General features: G+C 67.4%; 10 protein-coding genes. 9 read left to right on the plus strand and 1 reads right to left on the minus strand.

The window, feature by feature from the left end:
- Positions 1–152 precede the first annotated feature (152 nt).
- Complete coding sequence (locus tag QRO93_RS18120; protein ID WP_006473586.1) at positions 153–1,472, minus strand: M20 family metallopeptidase; 1,320 nt, start codon at positions 1,470–1,472, stop codon at positions 153–155.
- Positions 1,473–1,658: 186 nt separating this feature from the next.
- Here QRO93_RS18120 and QRO93_RS18125 point away from each other — a divergent pair, with 186 nt between their 5' ends.
- From QRO93_RS18125 to QRO93_RS18165, 9 genes are all read left to right on the plus strand, one after another.
- Positions 1,659–2,903 (plus strand): efflux RND transporter periplasmic adaptor subunit, encoded by a 1,245-nt coding sequence (locus QRO93_RS18125; protein ID WP_164087992.1) that lies wholly within the window; start codon positions 1,659–1,661, stop codon positions 2,901–2,903.
- Between the two features lie 74 nt (positions 2,904–2,977).
- Positions 2,978–6,211, plus strand: a complete 3,234-nt coding sequence (locus QRO93_RS18130; protein WP_053450980.1) for an efflux RND transporter permease subunit — start codon at positions 2,978–2,980, stop codon at positions 6,209–6,211.
- A 31-nt stretch (positions 6,212–6,242) separates the two neighbouring features.
- Positions 6,243–9,365, plus strand: a complete 3,123-nt coding sequence (locus tag QRO93_RS18135) for an efflux RND transporter permease subunit (RefSeq protein ID WP_180880882.1) — start codon at positions 6,243–6,245, stop codon at positions 9,363–9,365.
- Between the two features lie 134 nt (positions 9,366–9,499).
- A complete protein-coding gene (yccS, locus tag QRO93_RS18140; RefSeq protein WP_180880880.1) occupies positions 9,500–11,677 on the plus strand; it encodes a YccS family putative transporter in 2,178 nt (725 codons plus the stop codon).
- Between the two features lie 142 nt (positions 11,678–11,819).
- A complete protein-coding gene (locus QRO93_RS18145) occupies positions 11,820–12,614 on the plus strand; it encodes an SDR family NAD(P)-dependent oxidoreductase (RefSeq protein WP_180880879.1) in 795 nt (264 codons plus the stop codon).
- A 154-nt stretch (positions 12,615–12,768) separates the two neighbouring features.
- Positions 12,769–14,658 (plus strand): MFS transporter, encoded by a 1,890-nt coding sequence (locus QRO93_RS18150; protein WP_053511604.1) that lies wholly within the window; start codon positions 12,769–12,771, stop codon positions 14,656–14,658.
- Between the two features lie 181 nt (positions 14,659–14,839).
- A complete protein-coding gene (locus QRO93_RS18155; protein WP_008265497.1) occupies positions 14,840–15,127 on the plus strand; it encodes a CD225/dispanin family protein in 288 nt (95 codons plus the stop codon).
- 34 nt (positions 15,128–15,161) lie between these two features.
- A complete protein-coding gene (locus QRO93_RS18160; RefSeq protein WP_006473644.1) occupies positions 15,162–15,440 on the plus strand; it encodes a CD225/dispanin family protein in 279 nt (92 codons plus the stop codon).
- A 43-nt stretch (positions 15,441–15,483) separates the two neighbouring features.
- Positions 15,484–15,909 (plus strand): DUF2752 domain-containing protein, encoded by a 426-nt coding sequence (locus tag QRO93_RS18165; RefSeq protein ID WP_006473646.1) that lies wholly within the window; start codon positions 15,484–15,486, stop codon positions 15,907–15,909.
- The last annotated feature ends 139 nt before the right edge of the window (positions 15,910–16,048 follow it).

Consider the following 16,048-nt stretch of genomic DNA (forward strand, 5'->3'; position numbering starts at 1 on the left):
CGCGGCATGGATGCCGCGGCCAAGCCCCCAGGGATGGGTTTACGGCGTCCCCCTCAACCGGACCCACCCCGCCATCCCACGGAATGCCAGCTTTTGACGTTGCCGTTGCCGTTGATTCAAGCGGGTGCAGGGCGCAGCCCTGCCGGAAACCCTCAGCCCGCAGGAGTGCCGGCACCGTGCAGGTAATCCAGGCTCACCTGCAGCAACGCCCGCAGCCCAACATCCAGCGCCTTCTCATCCAGCAGGAACTTCGGCGAATGGTTGGCCGGCGCCGTCGCCGGGTCGATGCCCACGCTGGTCGAACCCACGAAGAAGAACATGCCCGGAACTTCCTTCGCGTAAAGCGAGAAGTCCTCCGCGCCCATCTGCAGCGGCGGCTCGTACACGTTGTCCTTGCCGACCACCGCCTGCAGGCTCGGCAGCATCTTCGCGGTCAGCGCCGGGTCGTTCACCGTCGCCGGGTTGCCTTCCGACTCGTAGATGTCGGTCACTGCCTTCGCGCCGTGCGCGGCAGCAGTGTGCTCGGCCACGTTGCGCAGGTCGGCGAAGATCTGCTGGCGCATGCCTTCGTCGAAGGTGCGGATGGTGCCGACCATCTCCACTTCATCCGGAATGATGTTGTAGCGGATGCCGCCGTTGATCGCGCCGAAAGTCAGCACCGCAGGCTGCTTGGACAGGTTGGCGCGGCGGCTGACAATGGTCTGCGCGGTGCCGACCAGATCGGCGGTGGCCACGATCGGGTCCACGCCATTCCACGGTGCCGAACCGTGCGTCTGGCGGCCGATCACCTTGATCCCGAAGCGGTCCGAGGCGGCCATCAGCGGGCCACCACGCACCGCGATCTGCCCTGCCTGCACGCTGGAGAACACATGCAGGCCGAACACCGCCTCCGGCTTGAAGTCGGCGAACAATCCTTCCTTCAACATCAATGCCGCACCGCCCTCTTCCGGTGGCGGTGCGCCTTCCTCGGCCGGCTGGAAGATCAGCATCACCTGGCCCGGCAGGTCCTTCTTCATCGACACCAGCGCTTCGGCCACGCCGAGCAGGGTGGCGGTGTGCGCATCATGGCCACAGGCATGCATCACGCCCACGGTCTGGCCGCGGTACTGGTCGGTGGCCTTGGAGGCGAACGGCAGGCCGGTCTGCTCGGTCACCGGCAACGCATCCATGTCCGCACGCAGCGCGATCTTCGGGCCCGGCTTGCCGCCTTCGATGATCGCCACCACGCCGTGATGGGCGATGCCGGTCTTCGGCTTCAGGCCCATCGCACGCAGGCGCTTGGCGACCTCGGCCGAGGTGCGCGCCTCGCGGTTGGACAGCTCCGGGTGCTGGTGGAAATCGCGGCGCCATTCAACCACCCGGGCCTGCAGCCGCTGCGCGGCGGCGGTCACTTCCGGGCGCTGCCCGTCCTGGGCATGGGCAAGCGCCGGCAGGGCCAGCAACAGGGCGGACAACAGCAGCGAACGGCGCATCGCAATCTCCACGGCAAGGGGTTCCAGCTGAATGTAGGGCAACACTGCCGCCACGGGAACCTCCGCGGCTGGATCCGGTCTTAGCGCCCGTCCCATCCGTCATGCAGGAAACGTGATGTGGCGCAGGTATGCTTTGCGCATTGCCCCCGGGGTCCCGCCCGGTCCAGCCCTCTTGGAGTCCTCGTAATGTCACGTGTTTGGAAGATCGTGCTGCTGGTCGTGGCGGTACTGGTGCTGGCCGTGGTCGGCCTGCGCGTCGCCGGCGGAGGCAAGGACAAGGCTGGAAAACCCGCTGCGGGCGCGCGCCAGGGCGGCGAAGACCCGGATGCCGGCCCGGTACCGGTGACCGTGGTCGACGCCACGCGCCAGGACGTACCGGTGTACGCCAGCGCGCTGGGCACGGTGACGGCGATGAACACGGTCACCGTCAGCCCGCAGGTGGGCGGCCAGCTGATGAGCCTCAATTTCCGCGAAGGCCAGGAAGTGAAGCAGGGTGACGTGCTGGCGGTGATCGATCCGCGCACCGCCCAGGCCAGCTATGACCAGGCGGCGGCGGCCAAGCGCCAGAACGAAGCCCTGCTGGCCACCGCACGCTCCAACTTCCAGCGTTCGAACGCGCCGGAGTATCGCCAGTACGTCGCCAAGACCGATCTGGATACACAGCGAAACCAAGTGGCACAGTACGAAAGCGCGGTGGCCGCCAACGAGGCCAGCATGCGCTCGGCACAGGTGCAGCTGCAGTACACCAAGGTCACCGCACCGATCTCCGGCATTGCCGGCATCCGCGCGGTCGACGCCGGCAACGTGGTCAGCGCCGGTACCGCGCTGGTCACGCTGACCCAGATCCATCCGATCCACGTGCTGTTCAACCTGCCCGAGCGCCAGCTCGGCGACGTGCGCCAGGCGCAGGCGGCCGGCACGGTGCCGGTGGCCGCGCTGGACCGCGCCGATTCGCACGTGCTCTCCGGTGACGGCAAGCTGGACGTGGTCGACAACCTGATCAGCGCCGACAGCGGCACGTTCAAGGCCCGCGCGATCTTCGACAACACCGACAACGGGCTGTGGCCGGGCCAGTTCGTCAACGTGCGCATGCAGCTGCGTACCATCGGTGGCGGCGTGGTCATCCCGACCCAGGCGGTGCTGCGTGGCCCGGATGGCGAGTACGTCTACATCGTGCAGGGCGACAACACGGTAAAGATGCAGACCGTGCGCAGCGGCGTGGAAGTGGGCGACAGCCAGGTGCAGATCGCCGAAGGCCTGAAGGGTGGCGAGCGCGTGGTCAGTGAAGGCCAGTTCCGCCTCAAGCCGGGCAGCAAGGTCACCGCGTTGAAGCCGGGCGAAACGCCGGCCGCGCCGACCGAGGCCGAACTGAAGGCCGCCGAGCAGAAGAACGGTGGCGGCGGTGGCCGTCGTGGTGGTGGCCCGCGCTGAGCGCAGGCCACTGACCTCTCCCGCGCCGGCATCCCCGCCGGCGCTGCCAATGAAGTGCCAGCAAGGATCAGTCCGTGGGCTTTTCGACGATCTTCATCCGCCGCCCCATCGCCACCTCGCTGTTGATGGCGGGGCTGTTGCTGCTGGGCATCCTCGGTTACCGCAAGCTGCCGGTGTCGGCGCTGCCGGAAATCGATGCACCCAGCCTGGTGGTCACCACCCAGTACCCCGGCGCCAATGCCACCACCATGGCTTCGCTGGTCACCACGCCACTGGAGCGCCAGTTCGGGCAGATCTCCGGGCTGGAGCTGATGACCTCCGACTCCTCGGCCGGGTTGTCGACGATCATCCTGCAGTTCTCGATGGACCGCGACATCGACATCGCCGCGCAGGACGTGCAGGCGGCGATCCGCCAGGCCACCCTGCCCTCGTCGCTGCCCTACCAGCCGGTCTACAACCGGGTGAACCCGGCCGACGCGGCCATCGTCACCCTGAAGCTGACCTCTGACACGCGCCCGCTGCGCGACGTCAACAACTACGCCGACTCGATCCTGGCTCAGCGCCTGTCGCAGGTGCAGGGCGTGGGCCTGGTCTCGATCGCCGGCAACGTGCGCCCAGCAGTACGCATCCAGGTCAACCCGGCGCAGCTGTCGAACATGGGCCTGACCCTGGAACAGCTGCGCAGCGCGCTGACCCAGGCCAACGTCAATGCGCCCAAGGGTTCGTTGAACGGCAAGACCCAGTCCTACAGCATCGGCACCAACGACCAGCTGGCCAGTGCCGCCGAGTACCGCGACACCATCATCAGCTACAAGAACGGCCGCCCGGTGCGGCTGTCGGACGTGGCCGACGTGGTCGATGGCGTGGAGAACGACCAGCTGGCCGCGTGGGCCGATGGCAAGCCGGCGGTACTGCTGGAAGTGCGCCGCCAGCCCGGCGCCAACATCGTGCAGACCGTCGAGCGCATCCGCGCGATCCTGCCGCAGCTGCAGGGCGTGCTGCCGGCCGACGTGCACCTGGAGATCTTCAACGACCGCACCGAGACCATCCGCGCCTCGGTGCACGAAGTGCAGTTCACCCTGATCCTGACCATCGGCCTGGTGGTGGCAGTGATCTTCGTGTTCCTGCGCCGGTTGTGGGCCACGATCATCCCGTCGGTGGCGGTGCCGCTGTCACTGGCCGGCACTTTCGCGGTGATGGCCTTTGCCGGCATGTCGCTGGACAACCTTTCGCTGATGGCGCTGGTGGTGGCCACCGGCTTCGTGGTCGACGATGCGATCGTGATGATCGAGAACATCGTGCGCTACATCGAGCAGGGCAAGAGTGGCAAGGAGGCGGCCGAAATCGGTGCGCGCCAGATCGGCTTCACCGTGCTGTCGCTGACCGTCTCGCTGGTAGCGGTGTTCCTGCCGCTGCTGCTGATGCCTGGCGTCACCGGCCGCCTGTTCCATGAGTTCGCGTGGGTGCTGAGCATCGCCGTGGTGCTGTCGATGCTGATCTCGCTGACGCTCACCCCGATGATGTGCGCCTACCTGCTCAAGCCCGATGCCCTGCCCGAGGGCGAGGACGCGCATGAGCGCGCAGCGGCGGCCGGCAAGCAGAACCTGTGGACACGCACCGTCGGCCTGTACGAGCACAGCTTGGACTGGGTGCTGGGCCACCAGCGCCTGACCCTGGCCGTGGCCGGCGGCGCGCTGGTGCTGACCGTGCTGCTGTACGTGCTGATTCCCAAGGGCCTGCTGCCCGAGCAGGACACCGGCCTGATCACCGGCGTGGTGCAGGCCGACCAGAACATCGCCTTCCCGCAGATGGAGCAGCGCACCAAGCAGGTCGCAGAAGCACTGCGTCAGGACCCGGACGTGACCGGCGTTTCTGCATTCATCGGTGCCGGCAGCATGAACCCCACGCTCAACCAGGGCCAGCTGTCGATCGTGCTGAAGGAGCGCAGCCAGCGCGACGGCCTGGACGAAATCCTGCCACGCCTGCAGAAGGCAGTGGCAGGCATTCCGGGCGTGGCGCTGTACCTGAAGCCGGTGCAGGACGTGACCCTGGATACCCGCGTGGCCGCCACCGAGTACCAGTATTCGCTGTCGGACGTGGATTCGGCGACGGTGGCCACCCAGGCCACGCGCCTGACCGAAGCGCTGCGCCAGCGCCCGGAACTGGCCGACGTCGACAACAACCTGTCCAACCAGGGCCGCGCGCTTGAGCTGAACATCGACCGCGACAAGGCCAGCGTGCTGGGCGTGCCGATGCAGACCATCGATGACACGCTCTACGATGCGTTCGGCCAGCGCCAGATCTCGACCATCTTCACCGAGCTCAACCAGTACCGCGTGGTGCTGGAAGTGGCACCGGAGTTCCGCACCAGCACCGCGCTGATGCAGCAGCTGGCCGTGGCCTCCAACGGCGCCGGCGCACTGACCGGCACCAATGCCACCAGCTTCGGCCAGGTCACCTCGTCCAATTCGTCCACCGCCACCGGCATCGGCGCGCAGAACACCGGCATCACTGTCGGCGCCGGCAACATCATCCCGCTGTCGGCCTTGGCCGAGGGCAAGGTGAGCAGCGCGCCGCTGGTGGTCAGCCACCAGCAGCAGCTGCCGGCGGTGACGGTCTCGTTCAACGTGGCGCCGGGCTATTCGCTGTCCGAGGCCGTGCGTGCAATCCAGGAGACCAAGGACAGCCTGGACATGCCGACCCACCTGCATGCCGAGTTCATCGGCAAGGCCGCCGAGTTCACCGGCAGCCAGACCGATGTGGTGTGGCTGCTGCTGGCCTCGCTGGTGGTGATCTACATCGTGCTGGGCGTGCTCTATGAGAGCTACATCCACCCGATCACGATCATCTCCACGCTGCCGCCGGCCGGCGTCGGCGCACTGCTGGCGTTGATGCTGTGCGGGCTGAGCCTGTCGGTGGACGGCATCGTCGGCATCGTGCTGCTGATCGGCATCGTCAAGAAGAACGGCATCATGATGGTCGACTTCGCGATCGAGGCACGTCGTGCCGGTGCCAACGCGCACGAGGCGATCCGTCGCGCCTGCCTGCTGCGCTTCCGCCCGATCATGATGACCACCGCCGCGGCCATGCTTGGCGCGCTGCCGCTGGCGCTGGGCACCGGCATCGGCTCGGAACTGCGCCGCCCGCTGGGCATCGCCATCGTCGGCGGCCTGCTGCTGTCGCAGCTGGTCACGCTTTACACCACGCCGGTGATCTACCTGTACATGGAGCGCTTCTCCGAGTGGCTGGCCCGCCGCCGCGAACAGCGTGCGCTGCGCAACGGTTCGCTGCAGGAGCCGCAGGCATGATCCACGCCCCGCTGCTGCGGGGGGCCGCACGATGAACCTGTCCGGCCCCTTCATCCGCCGCCCGATCGGCACCGCGCTGCTGGCCATCGGCCTGTTCATGGTCGGCCTGATCTGCTACCTGCGCCTGGGTGTGTCGGCACTGCCGAACATCGAGATCCCGGTGATCTTCGTGCACGCCAGCCAGTCCGGCGCCGATGCAGCCACCATGGCGACCACGGTCACCGCACCGCTGGAGCGCCACCTGGGCCAGCTGCCGGGCATCGACCGCATGCGCTCGTCGAGCTCGGAAGGCAGCTCGCTGGTGTTCATGATCTTCCAGAGCGGTCACAACATCGATTCGGCGGCGCTGGACGTACAGACCGCGATCAACTCGGCGCAGGCCGACCTGCCCTCGGGCATGGGCTCGCCGATGTACCAGAAGGCGAACCCGAACGATGACCCGGTGATCGCCATCGCGCTGACCTCGCAGACGCAGTCGGCCGAGGAGCTGTACAACGTCGCTGACTCACTGCTGGCGCAGCGCATCCGCCAGATCAGCGGCGTCGCCTCGGTCGACATTGCCGGTGCCTCGACGCCGGCCGTGCGCGTGGACGTCAACCTGCGCCTGATGAACGCCCTCGGCCTGACCGCCGACGACCTGCGCAACGCCGTGCGCGCGGCCAACGTGACCTCGCCCACCGGCTTCCTCAGCGATGGCAACACCACCACCGCGATCATCGCCAACGATTCGGTGGCGCGTGCGGCCGACTTCGCCGACCTGGTGGTCAAGACCCAGGGCGATGGCCGGGTGATCCGCCTGAAGGACATCGCCAACGTCTACGACGGCCAGCAGGACGCCTACCAGGCGGCCTGGTTCGACCACAAGCCGGCGGTGGTGATGTACGTGTTCACCCGTGCCGGCGCCAACATCGTGGAGACCGTGGACCGGGTCAAGGCGCAGATCCCGACCCTGCGCGACTACCTGCAGCCAGGCACCACGATGACGCCGTACTTCGACCGAACGCCGACCATCCGCTCGTCGCTGCATGAAGTGCAGATCACCCTGCTGATCAGCCTGGCGATGGTGGTGCTGACCATGGCGCTGTTCCTGCGCCGGCTGGCACCGACGCTGATCGCTGCGGTGACCGTGCCGCTGTCGCTGGCCGGTGCCGCGCTGGTGATGTACGTGATGGGTTTCACCCTGAACAACCTGAGCCTGCTGGCGCTGGTGATCGCGATCGGCTTCGTGGTCGACGATGCGATCGTGGTGATCGAGAACATCATGCGCCACCTCGACGAGGGCATGCCGCGCATGCAGGCGGCGCTGACCGGTGCACGCGAGATCGGCTTCACCATCGTCTCGATCACCGCCTCGCTGGTGGCTGTGTTCATCCCGCTGCTGTTCGCCAGCGGCATGATGGGCGCGTTCTTCCGCGAATTCACCGTCACCCTGGTGGCGGCCATCGTGGTCTCGATGATCGTCTCGCTGACGCTGACCCCGGCGCTGTGCAGCCGCTTCCTCAGCGCGCACGACCACGCGGCGCCGCCGTCGCGCTTCGGCCGCTGGCTCGATGCCGGCCACGAGCGCATGCTGCGCATCTACACCGTGTTCCTCGACTTCTCGCTGCGCCACGCGCTGCTGATGTCGTTGACCCCGTTGATCCTGATCGGCGTCACCGTGTTCCTGTTCGGTGCAGTGAAAAAGGGTGCGTTCCCGCCGCAGGACACCGGCCTGATCTGGGGCCGCGCCAACTCCAGCGCCACCGTCTCCTTCGAGGACATGGTCGCCCGCCAGCGCCGCATCACCGACATGCTGATGGCCGACCCGGCGGTGAAGACCGTGGGCGTACGCCTGGGCAGCGGCCGCCAGGGCTCCAGCGCGCAGTTCAACATCGAGCTGAAATCGCGCAGCGACGGCCGCCGCGAAACCACCGCGCATGCACTGGCGCGGTTGAGTGCCAAGGCCGACCGCTACCCGGACCTGCAGCTGCGCCTGCGCGCGATCCAGGATCTTCCCAGCAACGATGGCGGTGGCTCCAGCCAGGGCGCGCAGTACCGCATTTCGCTGCAGGGCAACGACCTGGCTGCACTGCAGGAATGGCTGCCCAAGCTTCAGGCGGAATTGAAGAAGAACCCGAAACTGCGTGACGTCGGCACCGATGTCGACAACGCCGGGCTGCGCCAGAACATCCAGATCGACCGCGCCAAGGCCGCGCGCCTGGGCATCACCGTCGGCGCCATCGATGGCGCGCTGTACGGAGCCTTCGGCCAGCGCCAGATCTCGACCATCTACTCGGACATCAACCAGTACAGCGTGGTGGTCAACGCCCTGCCCTCGCAGACCGCCACGCCGGCGGCGCTGGATGAGGTGTACGTGCGGGCGCGCAACGGCGACATGGTGCCGATCACCGCGGTCGCCACCCAGATTCCGGGGCTGGCACCGTCGCAGATCACCCATGAAAACCAGTACACGACGATGGACCTCAGCTACAACCTGGCTCCGGACGTGAGCATGGGCGAGGCCAAGGCGATCATCGATGCGACCGTGGCCGGCATGCGCATGCCGGGCGACATCCGCCTGGCCGATGATGCGGGCTTCGGGTTCAACTCCGACCCCAGCGACATGCTGATCCTGGTGCTGGCGGCGATCCTCACCGTGTACCTGGTGCTGGGCATGCTCTACGAGAGCCTGATCCACCCGGTCACCATCCTGTCCACGCTGCCGGCGGCGGGCGTGGGTGCGCTGCTGGCCTTGTTCGGCACCAACACCGAGCTGTCGGTGATCTCGATGATCGCGCTGGTGCTGCTGATCGGCATCGTCAAGAAGAACGCGATCATGATGATCGACTTCGCGCTGGTAGCACAGCGCGAGCACGGGCTGGCGCCGCGCGACGCCGCCCGCGAGGCCAGCATCGTGCGCTTCCGCCCGATCATGATGACCACCATGGTGGCGATCCTGGCGGCGGTGCCGCTGGCGATCGGCCTCGGCGAAGGCTCCGAGCTGCGCCGCCCGCTGGGCATCGCGATGATCGGCGGCCTGCTGTTCTCGCAGAGCCTGACCCTGCTCAGCACGCCGGCGCTGTACGTGATCTTCTCGTGCCTGGCCGAACGCTGGCGGGCGCGTCGCGCACGCAAGCGCGAGGCGAAGCTGCTCAAGCGAGCGCAGCGGGCCTAGCTCGGTAGAGCCGGCCACTGGCCGGCTTCCCCGGCGCATCTGCCGGCCAGCGGCCGGCACTACCGTGGTGGTCCGCACTGCATATTTCACGCGCAGCCCGCAATAATGGTGGCAGATCCTTCCACCGAGCCTGCATGTCCGCCCGACAATCCCGTCTCAGCCGCCTGTGGGCCCACGAGAAGGCCAGTTACGGCCTGCGGGTGTTCATCGCCCTCACGGCAGCGGTGGCCGCGTGCTGGCAGCTGGATGCGCTGACCGCCCTGCCCGGCGTTTTCCTGGGCATCATCGCCAGCGCCATCGCCGAGACCGATGACAACTGGTGGGGCCGGACCAAGGCCGTGCTGCTGTCACTGCTGTGCTTCTGCATCGCCGCGGCATCGGTGATCTGGCTGTTCCCGTGGCCGTGGGTCTTCATCGGCGCGCTGGCGCTGTCCACCTTCGGCCTGACCCTGCTCGGTGCGCTCGGCGAGCGCTATGCGTCCATTGCCCAGGCCACGGTGACGCTGGCGATCTACACCATGATCGGCCTGGAGCAGCATGGTGCCAGCGACCTGCACAGCGCACTGGACGCCGTCAGCCACCTGCTGGCCGGTGCGGTCTGGTACGGCCTGCTGTCGATCCTGTGGACCGCGCTGTTCGCCAACCGGCCGGTGCGCGAGCGCGTGGCACGGCTGTACCTGGAACTGGGCCGCTACCTGCAGTTGAAAGCCGCCCTGTTCGAACCGGTGCGCGAGGCCGACCTGCAGCGACGCCAGCTCGACCTGGCCGAGCAGAACCGCCGCGTGGTCGGCGCGCTGAACGAGGCGAAGACGGCGATCCTGGCGCGCTTCGGCCGTTCCGGCCGGCCCGGCGTCAACTCCGGCCTGTACCTGCGCCTGTACTACATGGCGCAGGATTTCCACGAACGCGCCAGTTCTTCGCATTACCCGTATGGCGCGCTGGTCGATGCCTTCTTCCACAGCGACGTGCTGTACCGCTGCCAGCGCCTGCTCGATCTGCAGGGCCAGGCGTGCGCGCGGCTGGGCGAGGCGATCCGCCTGCGCCGCCCGTTCGTGTATGGCGAGAACAACCAGCAGGCCGGGCGCGACCTGGCCGATGCACTGGCCTACCTCCGTGACCAGCAGCGGCCACAGTGGCAGCGCCTGCTCGGTTCGCTGGACCTGCTGGTGCACAACCTGCGCAGCATCGAGCGCCGCCTGCTCGACGCCGAACGTTCCGAGGCCAGCCTCGACAACGTCGATACCCGCCTGCGTGACAGCAACCCGCACACGCTGCGCGAGATGGGCGTGCGCCTGCGCCAGCAGCTCACGCCCGGCTCGGTGCTGTTCCGCCACGGACTGCGCATGGCGCTGGCGCTGATCGCCGGCTTTGCAGCGATCCGCCTGTTCAATGCGCAGAATGGTTCGTGGGTGCTGCTGACCATCGTGTTCGTGTGCCGCCCCAACTTCGGCGCCACCCGCCAGCGCCTGGCACAACGCATCGTCGGCACCCTGGCCGGCCTGGTACTGACCTGGGCGCTGCTGCAGCTGTTCCCGCAGCTGCACGTGCAGCTGCTGATCGCCCTGCTCTCTGCGCTGCTGTTCTTCTTCACCCGCACCGACCGCTACCTGGTGGCGTCGGCAGCCATCACGGTGATGGCACTGACCTGCTTCAACCTGATCGGCGATGGCTTCGTGCTGATCGTGCCGCGCATGGTCGACACCGTGCTGGGCTGCGCGATCGCAGCAGCGGCGGCGTTCCTGATCCTGCCCGACTGGCAGGGCCGCCAGCTGCATCTCGTACTGGCGCGCGTGCTGGATACCGCCGCACGTTACCTGGACTCGGTGCTGGGCCAATACCGCAGCGGCATGCGCGACGACCTCGCCTACCGCATCGCCCGCCGTGACATGCACAACGCCGACGCGGCGCTGTCCACCGCGCTGTCGAACATGCTGCGCGAGCCCGGCCACGTGCGCCGCAACCTCGATGCCGGCTTCCACTTCCTGGCCCTGTCCAACACCCTGCTCGGCCACCTGTCGGCCCTGGGCGCACATCGCGACCAGGTGGACAGCTATGCCGGCGATCCGCTGGCATTGGCCGCCGGTGATCGCGTGCGCAAGGCACTGCAGCAGCTGGCGACGGCGCTGACCGCACGGCAGCCGGTCGCGGAGGACGACAACGATGCGGATCGCGCAGTCGCCGCCGAGCTGGAGCAGATCGACGAGGCAATGCCACCGAAGCTGCAGCTGATCCGCACACAGATGGCGCTGGTGCTGCGCCTGCTGCCGAAGGTACGGGCGGCGGCCAATGAAGCGGTGACCAGCCTGACCTGATCCCTCAGCGCTGGATCAGGCATGCCATCCACGCATGGCGTGGATCCACCACGCCGCGTGCAACAACGCGTTGCGCCCTGCGCTGCATCCCGATCACGCCGCCGGATCGATACTGGGGCATCCCCCTGCCCTGGATGTCCCCATGAAGATCGAACTCGGCGGCCACACCGCACTGGTCACCGCCTCCACCGCCGGCATCGGCCTCGCCATCGCACAGGGCCTGGCCGCGGCCGGTGCAACGGTGGTCCTCAACGGCCGCAGCATCGACAGTATCGAACGCGCACGCCAGCGGCTGATCAGCGCCGTGCCGGGCGCCGACCTGCACGGTGTCGCCGCCGATCTGTCCGATGCCAGCGGTGCCGAAACGCTGCTGGCCGGCCTGCCCAAGGTCGACATCCTGGTCAACAACGCCGGCATCTTCGGCCCCGAGGACTTCTTCGAGACCGACGACGCCACCTGGGAGCGCTACTGGCAGACCAACGTGATGTCCGGCGTGCGCCTGTCACGTGCGCTGCTGCCGGCCATGGTCGATGCCGGCTGGGGCCGCGTGCTGTTCATTTCCTCCGAATCGGCGCGCAACATCCCGGCCGACATGATCCATTACGGGGTCAGCAAGACCGCGCAGCTGTCGTTGTCGCGCGGCCTGGCCAAGCGCGTGGCCGGCAGTGGCGTCACCGTCAATGCCGTACTGCCCGGTCCGACGCTCTCTGACGGTTTCGCCGCGATGTTTGAAGATGAACGCCAGCGCAGCGGCAAGCCGCTGGAGCAGATCGGCCGCGAGTTCGTGATGGAGCATCGCCCGTCCTCGGTGATCCAGCGTGCCGCAACGGTCGAGGAAGTGGCCAACATGGTGGTGTACCTGGCCTCGCCGCAGGCCTCGGCCACCTCCGGCGCGGCGCTTCGCGTGGATGGCGGCGTGGTCGACGACATCGTCTGAGTCAGCCGGCAGGTGTGCGGACCAACGGTCCGCACCCACAGGTCCGCACCCACCGTCGTCGGGCTTCAGTCGATCCACGCCATGCGTGGATGCATCCGGCCATGGTCCCGGTGGATGGGCAGGAATGCTAGGCTGCGCCGGTCAAGGAGGCTCCATGTCCGGTCACAACCAGTTCGCCCTGCTGCGCCAGCGCCGTTTCCTGCCGTTCTTCGTGGTACAGGCGCTCGGTGCATTCAATGACAACGTCTACCGGCAGGCGATCATCAGCATGTTGCTGTTCATGGCCGTGCCGGAGGAGGAACTGGGGCTGTACGCCACGCTGGCGCCAGCCATCTTCATCCTGCCGTACTTCCTGTTCTCGGCACTGGCCGGGCAGATTGCCGACAAGCTGGAAAAATCGCGGCTGATCGTGATCACCACCACCATGGAGATCGTGATCATGTCGCTGGCCGCCACCGGCTTCCTGACCCAGAGCCTGCCGGTGCTGCTGATCGCGCTGTTCTGCACCGGCATGCAGTCGACCCTGTTCGGCCCGGTGAAGTACTCGGTACTGCCGTCGGTGCTCAAGCCCGAGGAACTGACTGGTGGCAACGGCCTGGTCGAGATGGGCACGTCGATGTCGATCCTGTCCGGCATGATCGTCGGCGGACTGGTATTCACCGTGGCCGGCAGCCACGGCACGGTGGTGGCGGCGTGCGCGATCATCGGCCTGGCCATCTGCGGCAACATCGCCGCGCGGCTGATTCCCAAGGTCGACGCCGGCGACCCGAACCTGAAGATCAACTGGAACCCGCTGCCGGAATCGCTGGCGGTGCTGCGCATGGCGCGCCAGCAGAAGGCGGTGCGCAACGCGATCCTGGGCGTGTCCTGGTTCTGGTTCGTCGGTACCGTGCTGACCTCGCAGCTGCCGGCCTACGCGGTGACCAATCTCGGCGGCGAGCCGACCCTGTACATCTTCGCCCTCGCCCTGTTCTCGGTCGGCACCGGCGTCGGCTCACTGCTGTGCGAAAAGCTGTCGGCACGCACGGTGGAAATCGGCCTGGTGCCGCTGGGTGCGTTCGGCATGACCGCGTTCCTGCTTGATCTGTACTTCGCCCGCAGCGGCGAGGCCGCCGTGCACGGGCTGACCGTCGGCACCTTCCTGCAGCAGCCCGGCAGCCTCCGCATCGTCATCGACCTGATCGGCATCGGCCTGTTCACCGGCATCTTCGTGGTGCCGCTGTTCGCGCTGATCCAGAGCCGCACGCCGAAGGCGCAGATGTCACGCGTGTTCGCGGCGCTGAACATCCAGAATTCCGGATTCATCGTCGGCGCGGCCCTGCTGTCGCTGGCCGCGCACAAGCTGCTGCACTGGACCATTCCGCAGCAGTTCCTGGCACTGGCCATTGCCAACGCGCTGGTGGCGATCTACATCTTCACCATCGTCCCCGAATTCCTGATGCGCTTCCTCAGCTGGGTGATGGTGCGCACCCTGTACCGGTTGCGCCCGCACGGCATCGAGGCCAATGTGCCCGACGAAGGCGCCGCGCTGCTGGTCTGCAACCATGTCAGCTACATGGACGCGCTGATCCTGTCGGCGACGATCCCGCGCCCGGTGCGCTTCGTCATGTATTACAAGATCTTCAACATCCCGGTGATGCGCTGGATCTTCCGCACCGCCAAGGCGATCCCGATCGCCGGTGCGCGCGAAGACCCGGCATTGATGCAGCGCGCGTTCGACGAGATCGATGCTGCGCTGGCTGAGGGCGAGCTGGTCTGCATCTTCCCGGAAGGCGCACTGACCAGGGACGGCACGATGGCGCCGTTCAAGTCCGGCGTCGAGAAGATCCTCGAACGGCGGCCGGTGCCGGTGGTGCCGATGGCGCTGCGTGGCATGTGGTCGAGCATGTGGAGCCGCCGCGACAGCCGCCTCGGGCGCATGCGCGTGCCGCGCCGCTTCCGCGCCACCGTCGAGGTGGTGGCGGCTCCGGCCGTGGACGGCCACGGCACCGATGCCCCTGCGCTGGAAGCCCGGGTGCGCGCCCTGCGTGGGGATCACGCCTGACCGGAACGGCCCGCCAGGCGGGCCCGGCGACCTCCCCGCATACGCCACCGTCCAGTGGGGAGCACGTCATGCCGTGCATGTAAACGCATACATGCAACGCCGGTTGCGGTAGATTACGCACCCACAGGGGGGAGGTCCGGCCGATGCATCATGGCCGGCCACCAAGGAATGGAGTCTCGCTTTGAATCAACCACCACCGCTCAGCCGTCCGGTCTACATCCCCAACCATCTGGTCTGGGCGATCCTGACGACGCTGTTCTGCTGCCTGCCGTTGGGCGTGGTGTCGATCGTCTACGCTTCCCAGGTCGATGGCCGCCGCGCGGCCGGCGACCTGCCGGGGGCGTATAGCGCATCGCGCAAGGCGGGCTGGTGGGCGGTGGCTTCGGCCGTGACCCTGCCGGTCCTGTTGCTGTTGTGGTTCGGGCTGTTCGGCGGCTTGGCCGTACTGGGCGCTCTTTCCGACCAATGATTCACAACCACCACCCATCAAGGAGCTTGAACCCATGAACACCGCTACTCCGCAGGTCCCGAACAACCTGGTCTGGGCCATCCTGACCACCCTGTTCTGCTGTCTGCCGGCCGGCATCGTCTCGATCGTCTACGCCGCACAGGTCAACGGCAAGCTGGCTGCGGGCGACATCGCCGGCGCCCAGGATTCGGCCGCCAAGGCCAAGAAGTGGGCCATCTGGTCGGCCATTGCCTGGGTCGTGGTGGTCGTGCTGTACGTGCTGTTCTTCGTTGTGCTCGGCGGCATGGGCGCGATGAGCAACAGCGGCTACTGATACGCCTGGACGGATCCGGCGCCTGCGCCGGATCCGTTGTTGCATGTCCGCGCTTCCCGCCCGTTCCCGACTCGCCCGCTGGGCGCCGCTGCTGGTCTCCGCCGGCCTGGCCGTGGGTGCCACGGTGGTGCTGCGCAACGTCAATCCGTATGTCGCCGGCAATCCCTTGCCGAGCTGCCCGCTGTACGCGCTGACCGGCCTGTACTGCCCGGGCTGTGGCAGCACGCGCTGCCTGTATTCGCTGGTCCATTTCGACCTTCCGGGCGCGATGGCGATGAACCCGCTGCTGGTCATCAGCCTGCCGTTCCTGTTGCTGATGCTGCTGAACATCGCCGGCATTCGCCCGCGCGTGCTCGACCCGCTGATGCGGGTACTGGCCAATCCCGTGTTCTGGCTCTGGGTGCTGCCCGGGTATGCGCTGCTGCGCAACCTGCCGTGGGCGCCGTTCACCGCGCTGGCACCGATCTAGGTTTCCAGCCAACGGCGCAGCCCCTCGTGGTGGGTCGGTATCTGAAGGCAGAAGCCTGGGGGTTGGCCAGGCGGGATGGGTTTGCGGGGGACGCCGTGAATCCGTCCGTGGAGGCTTGGCCGCGGCATCCATGCCGCGG

The organism is Stenotrophomonas maltophilia group sp. Smal17 (genome assembly GCF_030237045.1).
GTDB lineage: Bacteria > Pseudomonadota > Gammaproteobacteria > Xanthomonadales > Xanthomonadaceae > Stenotrophomonas > Stenotrophomonas forensis.